Raw genomic sequence first — 17,767 nt, forward strand, 5'->3', positions numbered from 1 at the left:
TCATCATAATTGAGCATTACCAACACCTATAATTTTAATTATGTTCCATGTTTTATTGAGTTTAATGGAAATTTTAATACCTTTGTTTTTACATTGCTCTCTGAAAGCAGGCGCCCCTATAAGCTCTCCTTCACATCATGATTTCGGAGCCGCGTGAGATGGACGAAACAAGCCGTTTGGTTCTTTGTCAAGGACGCCGTTAGGCGCCCCAAAGGGGTTTCCTTGACCTTAAGAACCTAGGATTGTTATCCCTTCGATAAACGCGGGTCTGATGTCATGATTTTGGTGAGCGTACGGAGAGTTTGAGAGGCGGATAACCTCTCATTAAAAATAAGGATTAACTGAAAATATTTAATATTTTTCATGTTTCTTTAAAAAGTATAAAAAACTAAAAAAGTAATTGCTAAATGAAAATGTCTTGTATATCTCTTTTTCGGAGGGAGGGACCCTACTATATCCCCCGCAGGGTTGTTGTAAAAGATCTCTTTCTCCATTCAAGTAAAGAAACTTTATTTCATCTGTTTCGTTAGACATTTTTACCCCTTTTTTTAGTTTTTATTAAACTTATGGTATAAGTCGCTTTGAATCTGTTTGCATGTTTAAAGCTTTAAGGACTTCATTCAATTCTGATTTAAACAAAGAACTTTTTTGATCATTTGATTTTGTTAGATCGTTTTTTTCTGTTTTTTGCACATGCCAATCGTTCAATTTTTCCTCGAAAGCTTCATTCAGCAATGCATAGAAAGAACGTTCTAGATAGAGTTCTCCTCGATTTTCTTTAGCAATCATACCGCGTAGATATCCTCCAGATGATTTAACTAATTCCTTGCAATGTTTTTCGAAAATGATAGCGATAGCTAGAGCAGCTTTTTTAATTCCCATAGTTTTTTTAGCGTCTTCAACGGCTTGAGAAGAAATCCCCTTCATTTTGGCTAAAAACTCCATAGAACCTATCAAATCCCTTTCAGATTGCAGTCCATGTTTCACAAACATAGCAACATGAGGCAAAGCTTGCGTTAAAAGTTCTGGTTTGATTTGAAGCAATTTGCTGTTTTTTGAAGGTAAGGTGTTTTCAGTTTTGCCTTTTTCTATTTTTTCATGAGCAATTTTTGTACAGTTATCGGTTGTCTCTACGTTTTGGTTATTTTCGTTAAGGTTTAAATTCTCGTTTTTGTTACAATTACTAATTAGATTAGGGGTTGTATATTCTATGTGTATCTTGTCAGCGAAATGCCTGTATTTTGTTTTTGATGTTTTTGGTTTTAAAAATCTCTCTAAAATCCACTGAAAAAGACCTATTGCTTTATGCAATTTTTCCACTGAAGGTTTGGCTGGTCGACCAATAATATGAATGATTTTTTGCATTCTTGAAAAAAGCAAAGATGTAAATGGTGTAGTTTCAATTGATGCATAAGAAGCTTTAATTTGTCGCACCAATCCCTGAAAACAATGCAAAGCATCCTTTTGTTTACTCTGAGCCTCTAAAACTTCATCAATTTTTTGCTTAAGTTCATGGTATCGAGCAACAAGAATACATAAAATCAATCCCACAAGCTGTTATAATTCCATGACTACGGCTTCGTGATGAATAGCGTTTAAAATTGCTAGAATCCCGCATGACAACAAGACATAATCATAAAGGCGTGAAAGCAATATACTCACGCGTGATTCACTACGGCAAATTTCATTACCAAGACAGTAATTGCTTTTAAAAACGATAGGCACTCCACCTTTTTCAAATGAAGACGTCGAAGCTGTATTCAATAAAACTAAGAGAAGTTTTGCTTCTGTCTCTCGTATAAAACCAGCCATCTCTAATTTTCTAGCCAGTCCGATTAATTGCCCCCGACTTACGGAACCAATTTCAGCAGTTTCAGCTAATTTTCTATATTCTATATGATGTTCACTTAACTTTCTTCCAGAAATTTTATTAACCATAATTGTTGCAACCTCTCTATAAGAGGCAAAAAAATGTAAAAAACACCCTTTTTCTACAAAATTTCTCTTGCAGAATGCATCACGATAAATTAAATTAGGAGATACTTGGTTATTTAATTCACCGTATAGGTATTTTAGAAACCCTTCTGTTATCGCAGTTGGGTTTTTATTTTTCTGTCATTGTGTTTTCCCTCTATTTTAAATAGACTTATAGCTTTGCAAAAAGCATATCAAGGTAAGACATAGTTTTAAAAAATATTTCTAATATGATAAAGATTTCAAACGACTTTTTTTGTCAATACAACCTATCACAACAACGAAGTGAAATAACATATAGAGGAAGGGAACACGCACTCCCATACTGCACTGTAGTGCACACCCTATAGGAATAAGCGAGTTTTAAACACAACAATTTTCCATGACAAGAATTGTCCCCCAAAGCCTGTATGGCTTGTGGTCGATTTTTACCTAATAAAGTTCGTTTTGGAATATTGTTTTTATTTTTAAATGGCACCTGAGAATAATTCTTATCAATTATGGTCAATAGGATTATAGCTCCCGTGATCTCTTCGCCATTCTTCTGGTTGTTGAAATTGGCTTGACCACAAGCCATTTTTTGCTTTTTGTGCAACAGATTGTAAGTTTTTATAGTCTGCGGGTGATGGGAAATTATGCTGATCTTTTGTTAACACCATCAACCCTTCGATAAGCCCTAAGCGTGCAAGGTCAATTCCATCAACAAAACATTGTGCATAATGAATTTGTTGAATAACACGGGATTGCCGACACGTAACATTTTTATCGATTGTTTTTGAGACAAGCCAAGCCGTGACAAAAGCGCCACATGGCCACTTAACACCATTGCGTGAAGCAAATTGCCGTGTTTCACAGGTTTCCACACCATATAGTCGGATATCACGGACGATTTTTTTTCTCCAGCCCTCATCGACCGGTGTAATCATTTTAAAGGTCACACCACTTGTTACCTGTATAGAACCAGAATAGACTGGTACATTTTCTTCATAAAATTGTGATGACAATGGTTCTGGATACAAAGACACATTTTGTTGGTTCGCGTCTTGTTGGTTTTTATAATCTGTCGATTGTAACTTCAGATTTTGAACTGGTTTTTCTATTGTATTTTCTTTTACATGAAAAAAAACTGTTTGAATAAGTTGTTCATTATTTTTACTTAAATAAATTATTCCAAAAATAATAATATAAATTAAGATAAGATATTTAGGCGCTAATCGAAAATATTTTAAAAGTTTCATTTTGAATATTAATATATTTTATTGTTCATTAAATTATAGAATATTAAATATTGGTAATTTTATAGTAGAAAAATTCTTTTTTTTCATTTATATGATTCCTGATTAATTCAATATTAATCTTATTATTGATGAAACAATCAAAGCGGGGAAATTTTCATGAAAAACATGAATAATTCGTTCAGTTGTGAACACACCTTACAAAAAGGTATTTTATCCAATCCACAAAATAAATGGTTAATAACAGCATTGATGCTGTTTATTGCCTTCATTGCACTGAGTGAGCCAGCATTTGCAGCAGGCGACTTCGGAAAAGTTGAAGATGCGCTTAAAAAATTAATCGACGCTTTAACAGGAAACATTGCAAGATCGATAGCAACGATTGCGGTTGCTGGTATTGGACTAGCATGGATTGCTGGTTATGTTGAAATGCGTAAAGCTTTTTTTGTTTGTGTTGGCATCGGCATTGTTATGGGTGCATCGCAAATTGTATCCATGTTTTCCTAATTAAACTTTAGCCTTTCAAAAGCCATGAAAGAGCGCGAGAAGCTAACAGAAGATACGTTGTTTCTTGCTTGCACACGCCCTGCAATGATTGCAGGTGTGACGGTGGAAGCTATGGGATTAAATGGGATGGGGACGATGATATTGTTTATTATGTCAGGCAATATTTTTCTTTTAACCTTTGGTGTGATGATGCATTTCATATTTAAGGAAATCCTCAAGCATGACCATAACAAATTTCGTATTCTTCTGACATGGCAAAAGACCTATATTTTTGCCAGAAATTCTAGTCTATGGGGTGGGGGAAGTATTTCTCCATTACGATTAATTCGTAATTATGAGGAATTATAATGAAAACAACAGAGCGCAAACGTGAAAAGCAGCCAGAGGCGATCATTCCTTACGTGCGCCATGTTAACAAGCATATCATTGCGCTGGATTCACGAGCCCTCATGTCCGTTATTGCTCTTGAAGGGCTTAACTTTGAGACAGCGGATATTATTGATCTCAATGTACTTCATGAACAGCTAAATAATCTGTTTAAGAACATTGCGGATGAACGGATAGCGCTTTATAGCCACATTATCAGAAAGCGTGAAACGATTTATCCGGATGGCACTTTTAGATCAGCATTTGCGAAGCAATTAGATGATAAATATCGCGAACGGATGGTCTCTCAAGAGCTGTATCGCAATGATCTTTATCTTTCAATTTTGTGGAATCCCCACGTTGATAAGACGGATAAATTAGTGGAGTTTTTCAAACGTTTGGGAAAAGCCAAGCAAGAAAAGACAGAAGTTGATGCAGAATCCATTCGTAAACTTGAAGATATTACGACAGATCTTATTCAAAATTTAGAACGCTATGGTGCAAGAAGGTTGAGTCTTTATGAACATGAAGGCAATATTTATTCGCAGCAAAGTGAGTTTATCCATCAATTGGTGGGAGGTCGTCGTGAGCGTATCCCCCTCACATGGGGAACGATAGCTTCGACGGTTTACTCAGACCGTCTTATTTTCGGGAAAGAGATCATCGAAATACGCACTGAGGCAGGGCGTCGATTTGCAGGCATGTTTGGTTGGAAAGAATATCCAGCAAAAACCAGAGTAGGCATGGCAGATGGTCTTTTAACACTTCCCTTTGAGTTTATTTTCACCCAATCATTTGTTTTCAAGAGCAAAAATGCTGCCAAGCAGATTATGGGGCGCAAACAAAACCAAATGGTCAATGCGGGAGATCGAGCAGGCTCACAAATTGTGGAACTGGATGATGCGCTTGATGATCTTGAATCGAATCGTTTTGTTTTAGGGGAACATCATTTATCGTTGGCAGTTTTTGCGGATGCCCCGCAAGAGTTAGCGGATAATCTTGCCAAAGCGCGTTCTCGTCTTACAGATGGTGGCGCTGTCATTGCACGGGAAGATTTAGGGTTAGCAGCGGCTTGGTGGGCACAATTGCCAGGGAATTATGCGTATCGCACGCGTTCTGGTGCGATAACCAGCCGCAACTATGCGGCACTTTCTCCATTTCATTCTTTTCCGGTTGGCAAAATAGATGGCAATGTGTGGGGACCAGCAGTCGCCTTGATGAAGACCTCTGCTGGTTCACCATTTTATTTTAACTTTCACTTTGGTGATTTAGGCAATACGTTTGTTTGTGGACCCTCTGGTTCTGGGAAAACGGTTATTGTTAATTTTCTTTTAGCACAACTTCAAAAGCATGATCCCCATATGGTCTTTTTTGATAAAGATCGCGGTGCAGAACTTTTTGTCAGAGCCGGTGGCGGCACCTATATGCCCTTGAAAAATGGAAAGCCCACAGGCATAGCACCGCTCAAAGGTTTAGACTATAACAATCCAGCCGATAGGGTCTTTTTACGACAGTGGATTATAAAGCTTGTTTCTTCTGAAGATCAAAAGATCAGTGAAGCGGAAAGACAAGATATCACGTCTGCTGTTGAACAGCTTGCCTTATTGCCAAAAGAACAACGGACCATATCCGCCTTACAAATGTTTTTTGACACCACCCATAGGGAGGGGATAGCGGGGCGTTTAGAGAGATGGTGTAAAGGCAATGCCTTGGGGTGGGTATTTGACAATCCTGATGATGACATTGGCATTGATGCGAAGTTTATTGGTTATGATATGACGGATTTTTTGGATAATGATGAAATTCGTCCCCCCTTGATGATGTATCTTTTTCATAGAATTCTCTCTCTGATTGACGGGCGTCGTATTATCATTGTCATTGATGAATTTTGGAAAGCCTTAGAGGATGATTCCTTTAAAGCTTTTGCGCAAGACCGGCTGAAGACCATTCGTAAACAGAATGGTTTGATGTTGTTTGCCACGCAATCTCCCAAAGATGCGATTAATTCGACGATAGCGCACACCATTATAGAGCAATGTCCCACTCAGATTTATTTTCCCAATCAAAAGGGCAATCATGGGGATTATGTAGAAGGTTTTAAATTATCCGACAGAGAGTTTAACCTGATACAATCAGAATTAAGCCGGGAGTCACGGCGTTTTCTCATCAAACAAGGACAAAGCTCTGTGGTAGCAGAACTGAATTTACGTGGCTTTGATGATGAAATAGCCATTTTAAGTGGCACCACCAAAAACATTGAACTTTTAGAGACCATTATGGATGAAGTTGGTACATCTCCAGAAAAATGGCTCCCCATTTTCCAAGAAAGGTCAAAACAATGAAAAAGCTTTTATTGGCAACAACTCTTTGCGCAATTTCTTTTGGCTCTCAAGCAAATGCATTTGGAGGTGGTCCTTTTGATTGGCAAATACTACAGCAAAACATAACACAAGCTCAAAAATTGCAAGAACAAGTTCAACAAGGCAAACAACAGCTTGAACAACTAAAAGGTCAGCTTGACCAAATGAAGAATCTTTATAACTCTTTGAATGTCAAGCCTGATATTTCCGGATTGAAAGAAATGTTCAACAAGCAAGGGAGCAATGGCGCCCTTCCTTCTGATTTTAATCATTTTCAACAATCGATGGGCAGTGGCGGCGGTGGCGGCAGCAGCAGTGGCAGCGGCGGCGGTGGCGGCAGTAAAAACACGCAAAAATGGCAAGAAGAACTTAATTACAAAGAGCCCTCAGGTGGTGCTGGATCAAAAGAGGCCGTGGATGCTTTTTACGCAGAGGAAGTCAAAAAAGCCCAACAGCGCGTAGTAGGACAAGCGGCAAAAGGCCAAGACGTCTACGAAGAAGCCAGTGAAACACAAAAAAACATTAACAAGCTGCTCGACAAACTTGGCAGTACGAAAGACGCTGGTGAAATTCAAGGCATTCAAGCACAATTAACAGCGGTACAAGCAGACCTCCAAACAAAAATACTACAAATGCAAGCCGCTGCCATGATCCAACAAGCAGAAGAAAAAGCGGCAGAAAGACGTGAAATGGAAGAATTTAAAGCACGATACAAAGCTTTAGCCAAACAACTCCGTGGTCAATAAACGAAAAAAAAGAGGGATTTGAATATGAACAAGATCATCATAACAACATTACTACTTTGCACTGGAATTATCGCTGCTGGCTGTGAAAAAACCTACAGCGTCGCAGAATTTAAAAAAAGATAAAAATTTGTTGGAAGAGTGGGATGCTAAATGTGGATTTGCAGGAACTTCAAAAAATTGTGAAAATCTAAGATTAGCATTTTTAGAACTTGATAAGGAACGTCAGGCACAAGCAGAAGAAAGAGCGCGTCAAGCGGAAGAGAACAATCGCAAAAGAGATGAAGAATTTATGGCTGAACAAAAGGCTTGGATTGAAAAAATGAGAGCAGAGACTCAAAAAAAATTAGCTGAACAAGAAGCAAAACGACGCGCTGAAGAAGAACAAAAAGCCAAACAACAAAATAACGATTAAATTATAAAAACACACACTGAATAGTGGAGCATCTAAATGGCAATAATAACCAAAGGCGTATTTACTACTATAGAAAGTACGTCGATAGCCCCACTTACAGGACCAATGGGTAAAACCCCCGTATATCGCTATTGCGCTTTAGCTGTTCACCTTAAAAAGCTTTGTGCGCTTTATAATAAATTTATGGCAACATTATGTCTGTCACCTCAATTTATCATCACTGGTTGTGAAACAACCGATAACACAAGCAGAATTTAAAGATTGTGCTCAAACTTCAAAAACTGAAAAGAAGAAGGAGAAATATCGATGAATAAAGTTCTTATAACAGCATTACTGCTTTGCACGGGGCTCATCGCAGCTGGCTGTGAAAAAACCTATAGCGTCGCAGAATTTAAAAAAGATGAAAAATTGCGCCTAGAATGGGATGCTAAATGTGGATTTGCAGGAACTTCAAAAAATTGTGAAAACATGCGGTTAGCATTTTTAGAACTTGAAAAAGAATATGATGCAGAAGCTGAAGAAAGAGTGCGTAGAGATGACGAACGTATTCGTATATCAATGGAAAAAGCTAAAGCTGAACAAGACGCTAGGATGAAAAAAATGGACGCTGAAACTCAAAAAATACTCGAAGAACAAAGAGAAAGAGAACGCGCTGCAGAAGAACGAAGAGCAAAAGAACAAAATAACGACTAAATTAATAAAAACACACAATGAATAGCGGAGCATCTCAATGGCAATAGAAACCAAAGACGTATTTACTGATATAGATGATATGTTGATGGAGCCTCTTACAAAAACAATGGATAAAACCATTGCCTCTCGCTATTGCGTTTTAGCTGCTCAACTTAAAAAGCTTCGCTCATTCTATAATAAATTTATGGCAACATTATGTCTGTCACCTCAATTTATCATCACTGGTTGTGGAACAACCGATAACACAAGCAGAATTTAAAGATTGTGCTCAAACTTCAAAAACTGAAAGGAAGAAGGGGAAATATCTATGAATAAAGTTCTCATAACAACATTGCTTCTTTGCACTGGAATTATCACAGCTGGATGTGAAAAAACCTACAGCGTCGCAGAATTTAAAAAAGATAAAAATTTGCGCTTAGAGTGGGATGCTAAATGTGGATTTGCAGGAACTTCAAAAAATTGTGAAAACATGCGGTTAGCATTTTTAGAACTTCAGAAAGAGTATGAAGCAAAAGCAGCAGAAAGAAGTCGTAAAATTGACGAAGAAAATCGCAAATCAATGGAAAAATTGAAAGCTCAAATGAGGGACGATCTTGAAAAAAGGAAAGCTGAACTAGAAGCAAAAGAGCGCGCGGAAGAAGAACAACAGAATAATAATTAAGACATAATGAAGAGCGGAGCATCTCAATGGCAATAGCAACCAAAGGCATCTTTACTGATATAGATAATATGTTAATGGAGCCCCTTACAAAAACAATGGATAAAACCATTGCCTCTCGCTATTGCGTTTTAGCTGCTCAACTTAAAAAGCTTTGCTCATTCTATAATAAATTTATGGCAACATTATGTCTGTGCCCTAGATTTATCATCACTGGTTGTGAAACAACCGATAACACAAGCATAATTTAAAGATTGTGCTCAAACATCAAAAACTGAAAAGAAGAAGGAGAAATATCGATGAATAAAGTTCTCATAACAACATTACTGCTTTGCACGGGGCTCATCACGGCAGGTTGTGAAAAAACCTACAGCGTCGCAGAATTTAAAAAAGATAAAAATTTACGCTTAGAGTGGGATGCTAAATGTGGATTTGCAGGAACTTCAAAAAATTGTGAAAATCTAAGATTAGCATTTTTAGAACTTGATAAGGAACGTCAGGCACAAGCAGAAGAAAGAAGTCGTAAAGCAGCAGAGCGCTTTAACAAAGAGATGGATGAACTTATAGCCAAAAAAAAGGCTGAAAATGAAAAATGGAAAGCTGAACAAAAAGCGAAAGAACAGGCTGAAAAAAAACAAGATAATAATTAAATCAGAAGAAATCATATTTGCAAAAATTTGATGGAATGGATATGCAATGGCATTTGAAAATGTAACCATATTTACTAAGATGGATGGTTTTGTAACAGCGTCTCTTGAAGATGTAATGAACAAAACTATTAATCATCTTTCATCGGGTTTAAGTACCCCGCTTAAAGCGTCTTGTACAATCTACATTATATTTATGGGGTACAATATCATCTATGGGCGTTCTTCCACACCCTTATGGGAATTTATAGCGACAGCTTTCAAACTGGGCATCATTGTTACACTCGCCACAAACGCTGCTCTTTATAATGCGTGGGTTAGGGATATATTTTTCAATGATCTGCCAAATGCCATTGCAAATGTCACACAAGGGGCCGCACACTCAGATAAAAATGTATGGGATAACATGCTAAGACAAGCAGGGGCACACGTTTTCGACGCATCAGATCAGTACACAGGATGGACTGAAACGGGTAAATTTCTTGCAGCATGGCTTGCTGGTCTTGGCTGTTTAGTGAATGCTATTGTAGTTTCTGCAATTGGTTTTATCGTCTCAATGTTTGCTAAGCTTGGTTTATTTCTTGTCCTATCAATAGGACCCCTTTTTATAAGTCTTGGTCTGTTTTCCCCAACAAGGCGTTTTACAGAAGCATGGTTAGGACAAGTTGCAAACTTCATCATTTTGCAGGTACTCGTCGTGCTGCTTGGTGGTTTGTATGTCGAACTTGCAACAAAAGTCTTCTCAGGAAATCTTGAAGATATCATGCTTTCTTTGCTTAATTTCTCAGCTATTGGTCTTTGTGGTTGTTACCTTTTCATCAAACTCCCTGATATAGCATCAGCTTTAGCCTCTGGGGGTGCTTCTCTTACAAGTGCAATAACGGGAACACAACGTGCTGGAAAAGAAGCTTTTCGCGCTGCTAAAGCCACAAGCAACACGATAGCGAAGGGTGTAAAAAAATTAACATCACTATTAGCAAAGGTTTAAATTTAAAATGCGGGAATTTAAAAAAATTGGGGTAATCTTGCCATTTCTTTTTCTCAGCGGCTGTATGTCATCACCAAACACGCTGAAGTCACTGCCAAAATGTGATGGATATTCTAAGCGTCCACTCAACCGATCCATGTGGAATTGGGAAGGAAAAAAACCCACACCCACGCCCATTATCATCAGTAACAACACCCCCTCCCCCCTAAAAGAGGGCAAGTTGGAAACGCTTCTCACACAAAAATTAACCGATGAAGAAATAAAATCTTACAAAAATTGCGGGCAAAAAGCATGAAACAACAAGACATCGAACAATATATTGCTGAGGCGCGCTCTTTTGACCAAGACCGCATGCTCGCCTCACGCCGCACCACCCGCGCCTCACTCGCCATTGCTGGCATAGCTGTCATCGTCGCGCTCATCTCTTCACTGGCGGTCATCACCCTCACACCGCTTAAAACCGTGGAACCTTTTGTCATCCGTGTGGACAATTCAACCGGCATCGTTGAAGTCGTAGAGGCTTTAAAAGAAGGGCCCACCAATGTTGATGAAGCCATCACACGCTATTTTTCTGCAAAATACGTCCGCTCACGTGAAGGCTTTGCAACTGAAGAGGTACAACATAATTTCCAAACGGTTTCTCTCCTCTCATCTCCTGAAGAGCAAGAAAGATTTGCCAGCTGGTATGGAGCAAGAAATCCACAAAGTCCTCAAATTCTCTATAAACACGCCAGTGTCACTATCACAATAAAATCAATCTCCTTTATCAATCAAGACGTCGCCCAAGTGCGTTACTACAAAACTGTGCGTGACAATCAAACCAAAAAAGAATTCATCACCCATTGGGTTGCAACCCTCACCTTTGAATATATCAATGCCCCTATCTCTGTCGAAAACCGTTTGATAAATCCTCTTGGGTTTATTGTTAGTGAATATAGAACTGATCCGGAAGTGGTCAACTGATCATGACAAAAAAAATTCTTTTTCTCATTCTAAGCGCCATTGCTCTTTCTTCTGCTCATTTGGGCCATGCCAGTGTCTTTCCCACCCGCGCGCCTAGCGACAGCCGCATTCGCTTTATCAATTATGATGCTTATAATGTCACAAAAATTATTGGCTCCATACGTTCATCCGTACAAATAGAATTTTCTGCCAATGAAGAAATTGCTCATGTCGCAATTGGCAACAGCGTTGCATGGGAAGTAGCGCCAGCAGGCAATATTCTGTTTCTCAAAGCAAGAGAAGTCCAACCCATTACCAATCTCCAAGTCGTCACCACAAAGCTTGATGGCTCAAAACGCTCCTATCAATTTGAACTCATGGTCAAAGATGGAGAAATTTCCTCTGGACAAGAAACCTATTTCCTTGTGAAATTTCGCTACCCACAAGAAGAAGCAGAACAAAGAAGACTCGCCGCCCTTCTGCGCCAAGAAAAAAAACAAGCCCAACGTATTGATGGCATCTTCAACGCTTATGAAACCTACGGACCACGCAATTGGGCTTACACTGCACAAGGATCAAGCATTCTTGAACCGTCTACCGTTTATGACAATGGAAAAACCACAACATTTTCTTTTCCTGAAAACCAAGAAATTCCTGCCATTTATATTGTGGGCAACGACGGTACAGAATCGCTTGTTCCCAAAACCACAAAAGGCAACATGGTTATTGTCCATGCTATTAGCGCGCGCTTCACTCTAAGACAAGGAAAGAATGTCCTATGCATCTTTAACGAAGCCTATCAACCAAAAGGTATCAATCCAGATACCGGAACAACCTCACCATCTGTTGAACGTAAAATTGCATCAGATCTTTAAATTTTAAATAAGCGGGAATTGAAGGGGACAACATATGAGTGATACAACAACCATAGAAGATCGAGGATCAATTGGAGATGGCAAAAACAGCGCATCCAAAACCGTTGGCAAAAAAATAGCTGTTGCAATAGCTTGTATAGGACTCTGTGGCTATGTACTCTGGAACATCTTATCCAGCCCCACGGAACAAAAAGACACCGCAAAAGCGCATAAAAAACAAGCACAAAGCTTTCACAATTCCCTCACTCCTTTAGAGTTAGCCCCCTCTGACCCACGCGCCCAAATGGCGCCCATAACCTTACCCCCCCCACAACCCCTCGCACAAGAACCGAAAAAAGATGATCCCTTACTTGATGCCGCAAGACGCGCCCCTGTCTTAGCTTTTGCCAAAGGTTCTAGATCTCAATTAAAAGACATCGTCAACACGACTCTCAACCCCCTTGATAAATTTAATGCCCTTGAACATCTCGCCAATATGAATATGCAGAATTCTTCTGCCCTTCAAGACACACAAAATTTTGCCACCCTATTAAAACCTACCAAAACAGAAGAAGCAAAAGCAAAACTCATCGGCAATAGAAACTTTATCATCGCCATGGGAACCTCTATTCCCTGTATCTTAGAAACCGCCTTAAACAGTGAGCAACCTGGCTTTGCAAGCTGTATCATTAACCGTGATATCCTCTCCGACAATGGCCGCGTTGTTTTACTTGATAAAGGAACACAAGTGATTGGCGAATACCGCGGAGGAATAAAACAAGGTCAATCCCGCCTCTTTGTGCTCTGGACCAGAGCCAAAACCCCAACCGGTGTCATCATCGACCTTGCCTCACCAGCAACCGACAGTTTAGGAAGAGCCGGTTTTGATGGCAACATTAACACCCATTGGTGGGAACGCTTTGGCTCCTCCCTTTTGTTGACCGTTATTGATGGAGCCACAACAGTTTTAACAAATAAAATAGCAGGTAATTCCAATAAAGGCGGTTCAAACAACTCTGGAAGCAGCGGTTTTGAAGGCGCAAACAACACTGGAAAAGAGGCTGCCAGTATTGCCCTTGAAAATCAAATCAATATCCCTCCTACTTTAGAAAAATTTCAAGGCGAACTGGTCAACATTTTCGTAGCAAAAGATCTCGATTTCTCCTCTGTCTATAAATTAACAATCACAGGAAAAAAGAGAAATACTTTCTCGCGTTCTACGCCAAGCTATTCCTTTTTTTAACTCTCAAGTTCAGTAAACCCCATAAAGTAAATAAAAGTATATTATGCCAGCAGCAAAAAATAGAGAACGCGCTTCCATCGTTTTAACAAAATTAAAGATCTTAGATGACTTCCTCAATAATGAGAATTTATTTGAAATTGTCGTCAACCGCCCCGGTGAAGTGATTGTTGAAGGTCCAAATGGTTGGCAAACCCACACCATACAAGAATTGACCTACAGCGAACTAGAAGGCATTGCAAAAGTTGTTGCTGCCTACACAACCCAAAAAATCAGTGTCGAAAACCCTGTTCTCTCCGCAACACTTCCCAATAACGAACGCATACAAATTGTTATGCCCCCTGCTGTTGCCCCCAATACCATTAGCATGACAATTCGCAAACCCTCATCACGCACTTTTTCTCTTGAAAGTTTACACGAAAACCAGCTGTTCTCTGTAACAAGAAACGTTAGTTTCACACCCCTTGAGCAGATGGCAAAACGAGAAAATGAACTCTCTGATACAGAAAAAGAACTAACAGATCTCTTTATTGCCAAGGACTTTTGTACATTTTTAGAACGCGCCGTTATTACACAACAAAATATCTTAATCTCTGGCAAAACCGGTTCTGGTAAAACAACCCTCTCCAAAGCTTTAATTGCCAAAATCCCTGACTATGAACGAATTCTCACCATTGAAGACACCCCAGAACTCGTCGTTCCACACGCCAACAAAGTCCAACTTTTTTATTCAAAAGATAACCAAGGTTTAGCAAAAGCTGGTGCAAAAGAACTGCTTGAATCTGGATTACGCATGCGCCCTGATAGAATCCTCCTACAAGAGCTGCGTGATGGTACAGCCTTTTACTATATCCGTAATGTCAACTCCGGTCACCCAGGCTCTATCACCACTGTCCATGCCTCAACAGCACTTTCAGCTTTTGAGCAAATGACCCTTCTCGTCAAAGAAAGTGATGGTGGTGGTAATTTAGCACGGGATGATATCCGCGGCTTATTAATCTCTATGATAGATGTCATCATCCAATGCAAACGTTTGGAAGGAAAATTTCGTGTAACAGAAATCTATTACGACCCCTTCAAACGTCGTGATGCTTTTTAAAAAAAACGATACCCTCCCCTCTCTTATGCCAATAGAGATTTTTTAAGAGCACGATTAACGGCTAGATATGAAGAAAACTTGCAGTGTAGCAGAATTTAAAAAAGATCCAAAATTGATGAAAAATTTCAAGCTGAAATGAAAACCGAGATTGAAAGAATGAGAGCTAAGGCTAAACAATAGAAGCCGAACAAGAAGCAAAACAACAAACTGAAGAAGAACGAAGAGCAAAAGAACAAAATAACGACTAAATTAATAAAAACACACAATGAATAGCGGAGTATCTAAATGGAAATAGAAACCAAAGGCATATCCACTACTATAGAAAGTACCTCGATGCCCCCACTTACAGGATCAACGGGTAAAACCACCGCATATCACTATTGCGCTTTAGCTGCTCAACTTAAAGAGCTCTGTATAATTTATAATACATTTATGGCAAATGTCTGTGCCCTAGATTTATCATCACTGGTTGTAAAACAACCGATAACACAAGCATAATTTAAAGATTGTGCTTAAACCTTAAAAAACTGAAAGGGGAAATATCCTATGAATAAAGTTTTCATAACAACATTGCTGCTTTGCACAGGACTTATCACAGTTGGTTGTGAAAAAACTTATAGCGTCGCAGAATTTAAAAAAAATCCACAGTTGATGGAAGAATGGGATGCGAAATGTGGATTCTCAGGAACTGCCAAAAATTGTGAAAACCTAAGGTTAGCAGGGCTTGAACTTGAAAAGGAATATGAAGCAAAAGCTGAAGAAAGAGCACGTGCACGCGAAGAAGAAAATCGTAAGGCAATGGAAAGATTTAAAGCCGAAATGGAAGCTGACCATAAAAGAAGGCAAGCTGCATATGAAGAAATAAAAGCTGAAAATGAAAAAAGAGAAGCTGAAGAAAAAGCAAAAGAACAAGCCGAAAGAGAAGCAGAAGAGCGTGCTAAAGCTAAACAAAAACAGGATAATAATTGAATCAGAAATGATCATATTTGATAGAATGGACGTGCAATAACATTCGACAAAATAACTTACGGGTTTGTGCTAAGGGGGTGAGGTTAGGTGATGGGTTACCTTGCGGACTTTAGCTTTATAGAGCGTAATTTAACGGACCCTATCATAAAAATAATGAATGAAAACATTAAAGAACTTTCATCAGGTTTAAGTGCTCCGCTTAAAGCGTCTTGTACAATCTACATTGCATTACAGCATTCAAAATTTCTTAAAGCTCAAGCACCCATGAGAACATCATGATGCGTAATAATATCCATCAACTCTGTTACGACCGTGTCCAACACTTCTCGTGCATCACCTTCAGCCATAAGTCGGATAACCGGCTCAGTCCCAGAGGCACGGATTACCAACCGTGCCTCTTTTCCCAACTGCTTCTCTGCTTGATCAATAGCTGTTTTGACGGGATTTTTTTTCAAGACATTTTTATTTTTAATCGTTACATTTTTTAAGATTTGCGGTACAGGTTCAAACCGTTTACACAATTGGCTCATAGGACTTTGGCTTTCTTTCATACAAGCTAAAATTTGCAAGGCAGCTACCAACCCATCACCGGTTGTTCCAAAATCACTGAGCACAATATGTCCAGAAGCCTCACCTCCAACATTATATCCCTTTTTACGCATGGCATCGACAACATAACGATCTCCAACTTTTGTCCTGATAAGCTCCAACCCTTTTCCGTTCAAAAACCGCTCCAGTCCCAAATTGGACATAATCGTTGTGACAACCCCATTGCATCGTAACCGTCCCATTTTATGCCAATTTTCAGCAATCACAGCAATCAACTGATCCCCATCAACCGTTTGTGCTTTTTCATCAACAATAAGAACACGATCGCCATCTCCATCAAGAGCAATACCTACATCAGCACGCACTTCATGCACTTTGCGTTTTAAAGAGCTTAAATCAGTTGAGCCACATTTTTGATTAATATTGGTCCCATTGGGCTCATCATGAATAGCAAAAACCTCAGCCCCTAATTCCCATAAAGCACGGGGTGCCGCTTTATAAGCAGCCCCATTGGCACAATCCACAACAATACGCACAGCATCTAAGCGAACATCACGGGGCAAAGTTCGTTTGGCATATTCGATATAACGATAAATATCCCCCTCGACCCGTTTTGCAGAACCAATTTCAGCAGAACTTGCTAAAGATTTTGAAAGATCTGTATCGATCAATTGTTCAATTTTTGCTTCCATATCATCTGAAAGTTTAAAACCATCAGGGCCAAAAAGTTTAATTCCATTATCATAGAAAGGATTATGAGAAGCAGAAATCATCACCCCAAGATCCGCACGCAAAGAGCGACAAAGCATTGCAACAGCAGGTGTTGGTACGGGTCCTAATAAAAAAACTTCCATCCCCGCAGCAGTCAATCCTGAAACCAAAGCATTTTCTAACATATAGCCAGATAACCTCGTATCCTTGCCAATCACCACACGACGCGATTGATGTTGTGAACGGAATAAAACCCCTACAGCCATACCCACCTTCATGGCAAAATCAGCTGTCATAGGAAATGAATTGGCTTTTCCCCGAATTCCATCTGTACCAAAATATTTTTGCACCATGCCTCTTTCCTTTTACACTTATTCCCTCGGGCTTTTCTTTAAAACTCTAACAGTCCCCTCAGTACAATAGCCCCCTCACCCATACTCACCATATAAACGAGACCATTGAACTCGCCCCTCATCTTTTTAGATGATAAAAAATCCTATTCACCCTCTACACATCTAAATCCCTCTCAACCAATGATGTTTCTACATCTCACACATAAAGTAATATCATTCCCTAACAAGACTTTACACATCCCTTGAACACAACCAAAGGATAATCTCACACCCTTAGCCAAATCCGCAAGGTAACCCATCACCTAACCTCACACCCTTGGCCAAATCCGCAAGGTAATCCATCACCTAACCTCACCCCCTTAGCACAAATCCGCAAGGCAAACCATCGCCTAACCTCACCCCCTTAGCACAAATCCGCAAGGTAACCCATCGCCTAAACTCACACCCTTGGCACAAACCCGCAA

At 39.4% G+C, this 17,767-nt stretch carries 21 protein-coding genes and 2 pseudogenes; 19 read left to right on the forward strand and 4 right to left on the reverse strand.

Annotated elements, in window-relative coordinates:
• Nucleotides 1-564: 564 nt before the first annotated feature.
• The 3 genes and pseudogenes from repC to B5V81_RS05525 form a co-directional block, all read right to left on the reverse strand.
• On the reverse strand, nt 565-1,551 hold the full coding sequence (repC, locus tag B5V81_RS05520) for a replication initiation protein RepC (RefSeq protein WP_342356086.1): 987 nt from the start codon (nt 1,549-1,551) through the stop codon (nt 565-567).
• A pseudogene (locus tag B5V81_RS08880) lies at nt 1,511-1,938 on the reverse strand (helix-turn-helix domain-containing protein). Before B5V81_RS08880 ends, repC begins: the two are co-directional and overlap by 41 nt.
• Nucleotides 1,939-2,468: 530 nt before the next feature.
• Entirely contained in the window at nt 2,469-3,212 is a 744-nt protein-coding gene (locus B5V81_RS05525; protein ID WP_212112490.1) for a nuclease, read from the reverse strand.
• A 156-nt stretch (nt 3,213-3,368) separates the two neighbouring features.
• On the opposite strand from B5V81_RS05525, the gene B5V81_RS05530 reads away from it, so the two are divergent.
• The 19 genes and pseudogenes from B5V81_RS05530 to B5V81_RS05620 all read left to right on the forward strand — a co-directional run bounded on the left by B5V81_RS05530 (nt 3,369) and on the right by B5V81_RS05620 (nt 15,690).
• Nucleotides 3,369-3,716 (forward strand): TrbC/VirB2 family protein, encoded by a 348-nt coding sequence (locus B5V81_RS05530; RefSeq protein WP_212112492.1) that lies wholly within the window; start codon nt 3,369-3,371, stop codon nt 3,714-3,716.
• A gap of 24 nt (nt 3,717-3,740) precedes the next feature.
• Nucleotides 3,741-4,064, forward strand: a complete 324-nt coding sequence (locus tag B5V81_RS05535; RefSeq protein WP_212112494.1) for a VirB3 family type IV secretion system protein — start codon at nt 3,741-3,743, stop codon at nt 4,062-4,064.
• Nucleotides 4,064-6,424: a VirB4 family type IV secretion/conjugal transfer ATPase gene (locus B5V81_RS05540; RefSeq protein ID WP_212112496.1), complete on the forward strand. Its 2,361-nt coding sequence runs from the start codon at nt 4,064-4,066 to the stop codon at nt 6,422-6,424. Before B5V81_RS05535 ends, B5V81_RS05540 begins: the two co-directional genes overlap by 1 nt.
• Complete coding sequence (locus B5V81_RS05545) at nt 6,421-7,188, forward strand: type IV secretion system protein (RefSeq protein WP_212112499.1); 768 nt, start codon at nt 6,421-6,423, stop codon at nt 7,186-7,188. The genes B5V81_RS05540 and B5V81_RS05545 overlap by 4 nt, the downstream gene beginning before the upstream one ends.
• 24 nt (nt 7,189-7,212) lie before the next feature.
• Nucleotides 7,213-7,600 (forward strand): annotated as a pseudogene (locus B5V81_RS05550) (EexN family lipoprotein).
• A gap of 36 nt (nt 7,601-7,636) precedes the next feature.
• Nucleotides 7,637-7,858 (forward strand): hypothetical protein, encoded by a 222-nt coding sequence (locus tag B5V81_RS05555; RefSeq protein WP_212112501.1) that lies wholly within the window; start codon nt 7,637-7,639, stop codon nt 7,856-7,858.
• A 48-nt stretch (nt 7,859-7,906) separates the two neighbouring features.
• Entirely contained in the window at nt 7,907-8,293 is a 387-nt protein-coding gene (locus tag B5V81_RS05560; RefSeq protein ID WP_212112503.1) for an EexN family lipoprotein, read from the forward strand.
• Nucleotides 8,294-8,330: 37 nt separating this feature from the next.
• Nucleotides 8,331-8,552 (forward strand): hypothetical protein, encoded by a 222-nt coding sequence (locus B5V81_RS05565; protein WP_212112506.1) that lies wholly within the window; start codon nt 8,331-8,333, stop codon nt 8,550-8,552.
• A gap of 48 nt (nt 8,553-8,600) precedes the next feature.
• Nucleotides 8,601-8,954, forward strand: coding sequence for an EexN family lipoprotein (locus tag B5V81_RS05570; protein ID WP_212112508.1), 354 nt, complete (start codon nt 8,601-8,603; stop codon nt 8,952-8,954).
• Nucleotides 8,955-8,980: 26 nt separating this feature from the next.
• The gene (locus B5V81_RS05575; protein WP_212112509.1) at nt 8,981-9,202 is read left to right on the forward strand and encodes a hypothetical protein; all 222 of its coding nucleotides are present in this window, start codon (nt 8,981-8,983) and stop codon (nt 9,200-9,202) included.
• Nucleotides 9,203-9,250: 48 nt separating this feature from the next.
• Nucleotides 9,251-9,601 carry an EexN family lipoprotein gene (locus tag B5V81_RS05580; protein WP_212112510.1) on the forward strand — a complete coding sequence of 117 codons (351 nt, stop codon included), beginning with the start codon at nt 9,251-9,253 and terminating at the stop codon, nt 9,599-9,601.
• Between the two features lie 46 nt (nt 9,602-9,647).
• Entirely contained in the window at nt 9,648-10,586 is a 939-nt protein-coding gene (locus B5V81_RS05585) for a TrbL/VirB6 family protein (RefSeq protein WP_212112511.1), read from the forward strand.
• 7 nt (nt 10,587-10,593) lie between these two features.
• On the forward strand, nt 10,594-10,881 hold the full coding sequence (locus B5V81_RS05590; RefSeq protein WP_212112513.1) for a type IV secretion protein VblB7: 288 nt from the start codon (nt 10,594-10,596) through the stop codon (nt 10,879-10,881).
• The gene (locus B5V81_RS05595) at nt 10,878-11,549 is read left to right on the forward strand and encodes a VirB8 family type IV secretion system protein (protein ID WP_212112515.1); all 672 of its coding nucleotides are present in this window, start codon (nt 10,878-10,880) and stop codon (nt 11,547-11,549) included. Before B5V81_RS05590 ends, B5V81_RS05595 begins: the two co-directional genes overlap by 4 nt.
• A 2-nt stretch (nt 11,550-11,551) precedes the next feature.
• The gene (virB9, locus tag B5V81_RS05600) at nt 11,552-12,403 is read left to right on the forward strand and encodes a P-type conjugative transfer protein VirB9 (protein WP_212112517.1); all 852 of its coding nucleotides are present in this window, start codon (nt 11,552-11,554) and stop codon (nt 12,401-12,403) included.
• 34 nt (nt 12,404-12,437) lie between these two features.
• Entirely contained in the window at nt 12,438-13,625 is a 1,188-nt protein-coding gene (gene virB10 / locus B5V81_RS05605; protein ID WP_212112519.1) for a type IV secretion system protein VirB10, read from the forward strand.
• A 43-nt stretch (nt 13,626-13,668) separates the two neighbouring features.
• Nucleotides 13,669-14,721 carry a P-type DNA transfer ATPase VirB11 gene (gene virB11, locus B5V81_RS05610; RefSeq protein WP_212112520.1) on the forward strand — a complete coding sequence of 351 codons (1,053 nt, stop codon included), beginning with the start codon at nt 13,669-13,671 and terminating at the stop codon, nt 14,719-14,721.
• Nucleotides 14,722-15,006: 285 nt separating this feature from the next.
• Nucleotides 15,007-15,219, forward strand: coding sequence for a hypothetical protein (locus B5V81_RS05615; RefSeq protein ID WP_244979400.1), 213 nt, complete (start codon nt 15,007-15,009; stop codon nt 15,217-15,219).
• A gap of 48 nt (nt 15,220-15,267) precedes the next feature.
• Complete coding sequence (locus B5V81_RS05620) at nt 15,268-15,690, forward strand: EexN family lipoprotein (RefSeq protein ID WP_212112523.1); 423 nt, start codon at nt 15,268-15,270, stop codon at nt 15,688-15,690.
• Nucleotides 15,691-15,944: 254 nt separating this feature from the next.
• On the opposite strand, the gene glmM is transcribed toward B5V81_RS05620, so the two are convergent.
• Nucleotides 15,945-17,303, reverse strand: coding sequence for a phosphoglucosamine mutase (gene glmM / locus B5V81_RS05625; RefSeq protein ID WP_212112525.1), 1,359 nt, complete (start codon nt 17,301-17,303; stop codon nt 15,945-15,947).
• Between the last annotated feature and the right edge of the window lie 464 nt (nt 17,304-17,767).

It is taken from the genome of Bartonella queenslandensis (assembly GCF_018155095.1).
Classification (GTDB): Bacteria; Pseudomonadota; Alphaproteobacteria; order Rhizobiales; family Rhizobiaceae; genus Bartonella; species Bartonella queenslandensis_B.

What these genes read in the sequence shown, in the direction of transcription:
- B5V81_RS05590 (WP_212112513.1), top strand. Translation starts at nt 10,594, where the DNA reads ATGCGGGAATTTAAAAAAATTGGGGTAATCTTGCCATTTCTTTTTCTC.
- B5V81_RS05595 (WP_212112515.1), top strand. Translation starts at nt 10,878, where the DNA reads ATGAAACAACAAGACATCGAACAATATATTGCTGAGGCGCGCTCTTTT.
- glmM (WP_212112525.1), bottom strand. Translation starts at nt 17,303, where the DNA reads ATGGTGCAAAAATATTTTGGTACAGATGGAATTCGGGGAAAAGCCAAT.
- B5V81_RS05585 (WP_212112511.1), top strand. Translation starts at nt 9,648, where the DNA reads ATGGCATTTGAAAATGTAACCATATTTACTAAGATGGATGGTTTTGTA.
- B5V81_RS05560 (WP_212112503.1), top strand. Translation starts at nt 7,907, where the DNA reads ATGAATAAAGTTCTTATAACAGCATTACTGCTTTGCACGGGGCTCATC.
- B5V81_RS05615 (WP_244979400.1), top strand. Translation starts at nt 15,007, where the DNA reads ATGGAAATAGAAACCAAAGGCATATCCACTACTATAGAAAGTACCTCG.
- virB10 (WP_212112519.1), top strand. Translation starts at nt 12,438, where the DNA reads ATGAGTGATACAACAACCATAGAAGATCGAGGATCAATTGGAGATGGC.
- B5V81_RS05545 (WP_212112499.1), top strand. Translation starts at nt 6,421, where the DNA reads ATGAAAAAGCTTTTATTGGCAACAACTCTTTGCGCAATTTCTTTTGGC.
- B5V81_RS05575 (WP_212112509.1), top strand. Translation starts at nt 8,981, where the DNA reads ATGGCAATAGCAACCAAAGGCATCTTTACTGATATAGATAATATGTTA.
- B5V81_RS05620 (WP_212112523.1), top strand. Translation starts at nt 15,268, where the DNA reads ATGAATAAAGTTTTCATAACAACATTGCTGCTTTGCACAGGACTTATC.
- virB9 (WP_212112517.1), top strand. Translation starts at nt 11,552, where the DNA reads ATGACAAAAAAAATTCTTTTTCTCATTCTAAGCGCCATTGCTCTTTCT.
- B5V81_RS05565 (WP_212112506.1), top strand. Translation starts at nt 8,331, where the DNA reads ATGGCAATAGAAACCAAAGACGTATTTACTGATATAGATGATATGTTG.
- B5V81_RS05530 (WP_212112492.1), top strand. Translation starts at nt 3,369, where the DNA reads ATGAAAAACATGAATAATTCGTTCAGTTGTGAACACACCTTACAAAAA.
- B5V81_RS05580 (WP_212112510.1), top strand. Translation starts at nt 9,251, where the DNA reads ATGAATAAAGTTCTCATAACAACATTACTGCTTTGCACGGGGCTCATC.
- B5V81_RS05555 (WP_212112501.1), top strand. Translation starts at nt 7,637, where the DNA reads ATGGCAATAATAACCAAAGGCGTATTTACTACTATAGAAAGTACGTCG.
- B5V81_RS05570 (WP_212112508.1), top strand. Translation starts at nt 8,601, where the DNA reads ATGAATAAAGTTCTCATAACAACATTGCTTCTTTGCACTGGAATTATC.
- B5V81_RS05525 (WP_212112490.1), bottom strand. Translation starts at nt 3,212, where the DNA reads ATGAAACTTTTAAAATATTTTCGATTAGCGCCTAAATATCTTATCTTA.
- B5V81_RS05535 (WP_212112494.1), top strand. Translation starts at nt 3,741, where the DNA reads ATGAAAGAGCGCGAGAAGCTAACAGAAGATACGTTGTTTCTTGCTTGC.
- B5V81_RS05540 (WP_212112496.1), top strand. Translation starts at nt 4,064, where the DNA reads ATGAAAACAACAGAGCGCAAACGTGAAAAGCAGCCAGAGGCGATCATT.
- virB11 (WP_212112520.1), top strand. Translation starts at nt 13,669, where the DNA reads ATGCCAGCAGCAAAAAATAGAGAACGCGCTTCCATCGTTTTAACAAAA.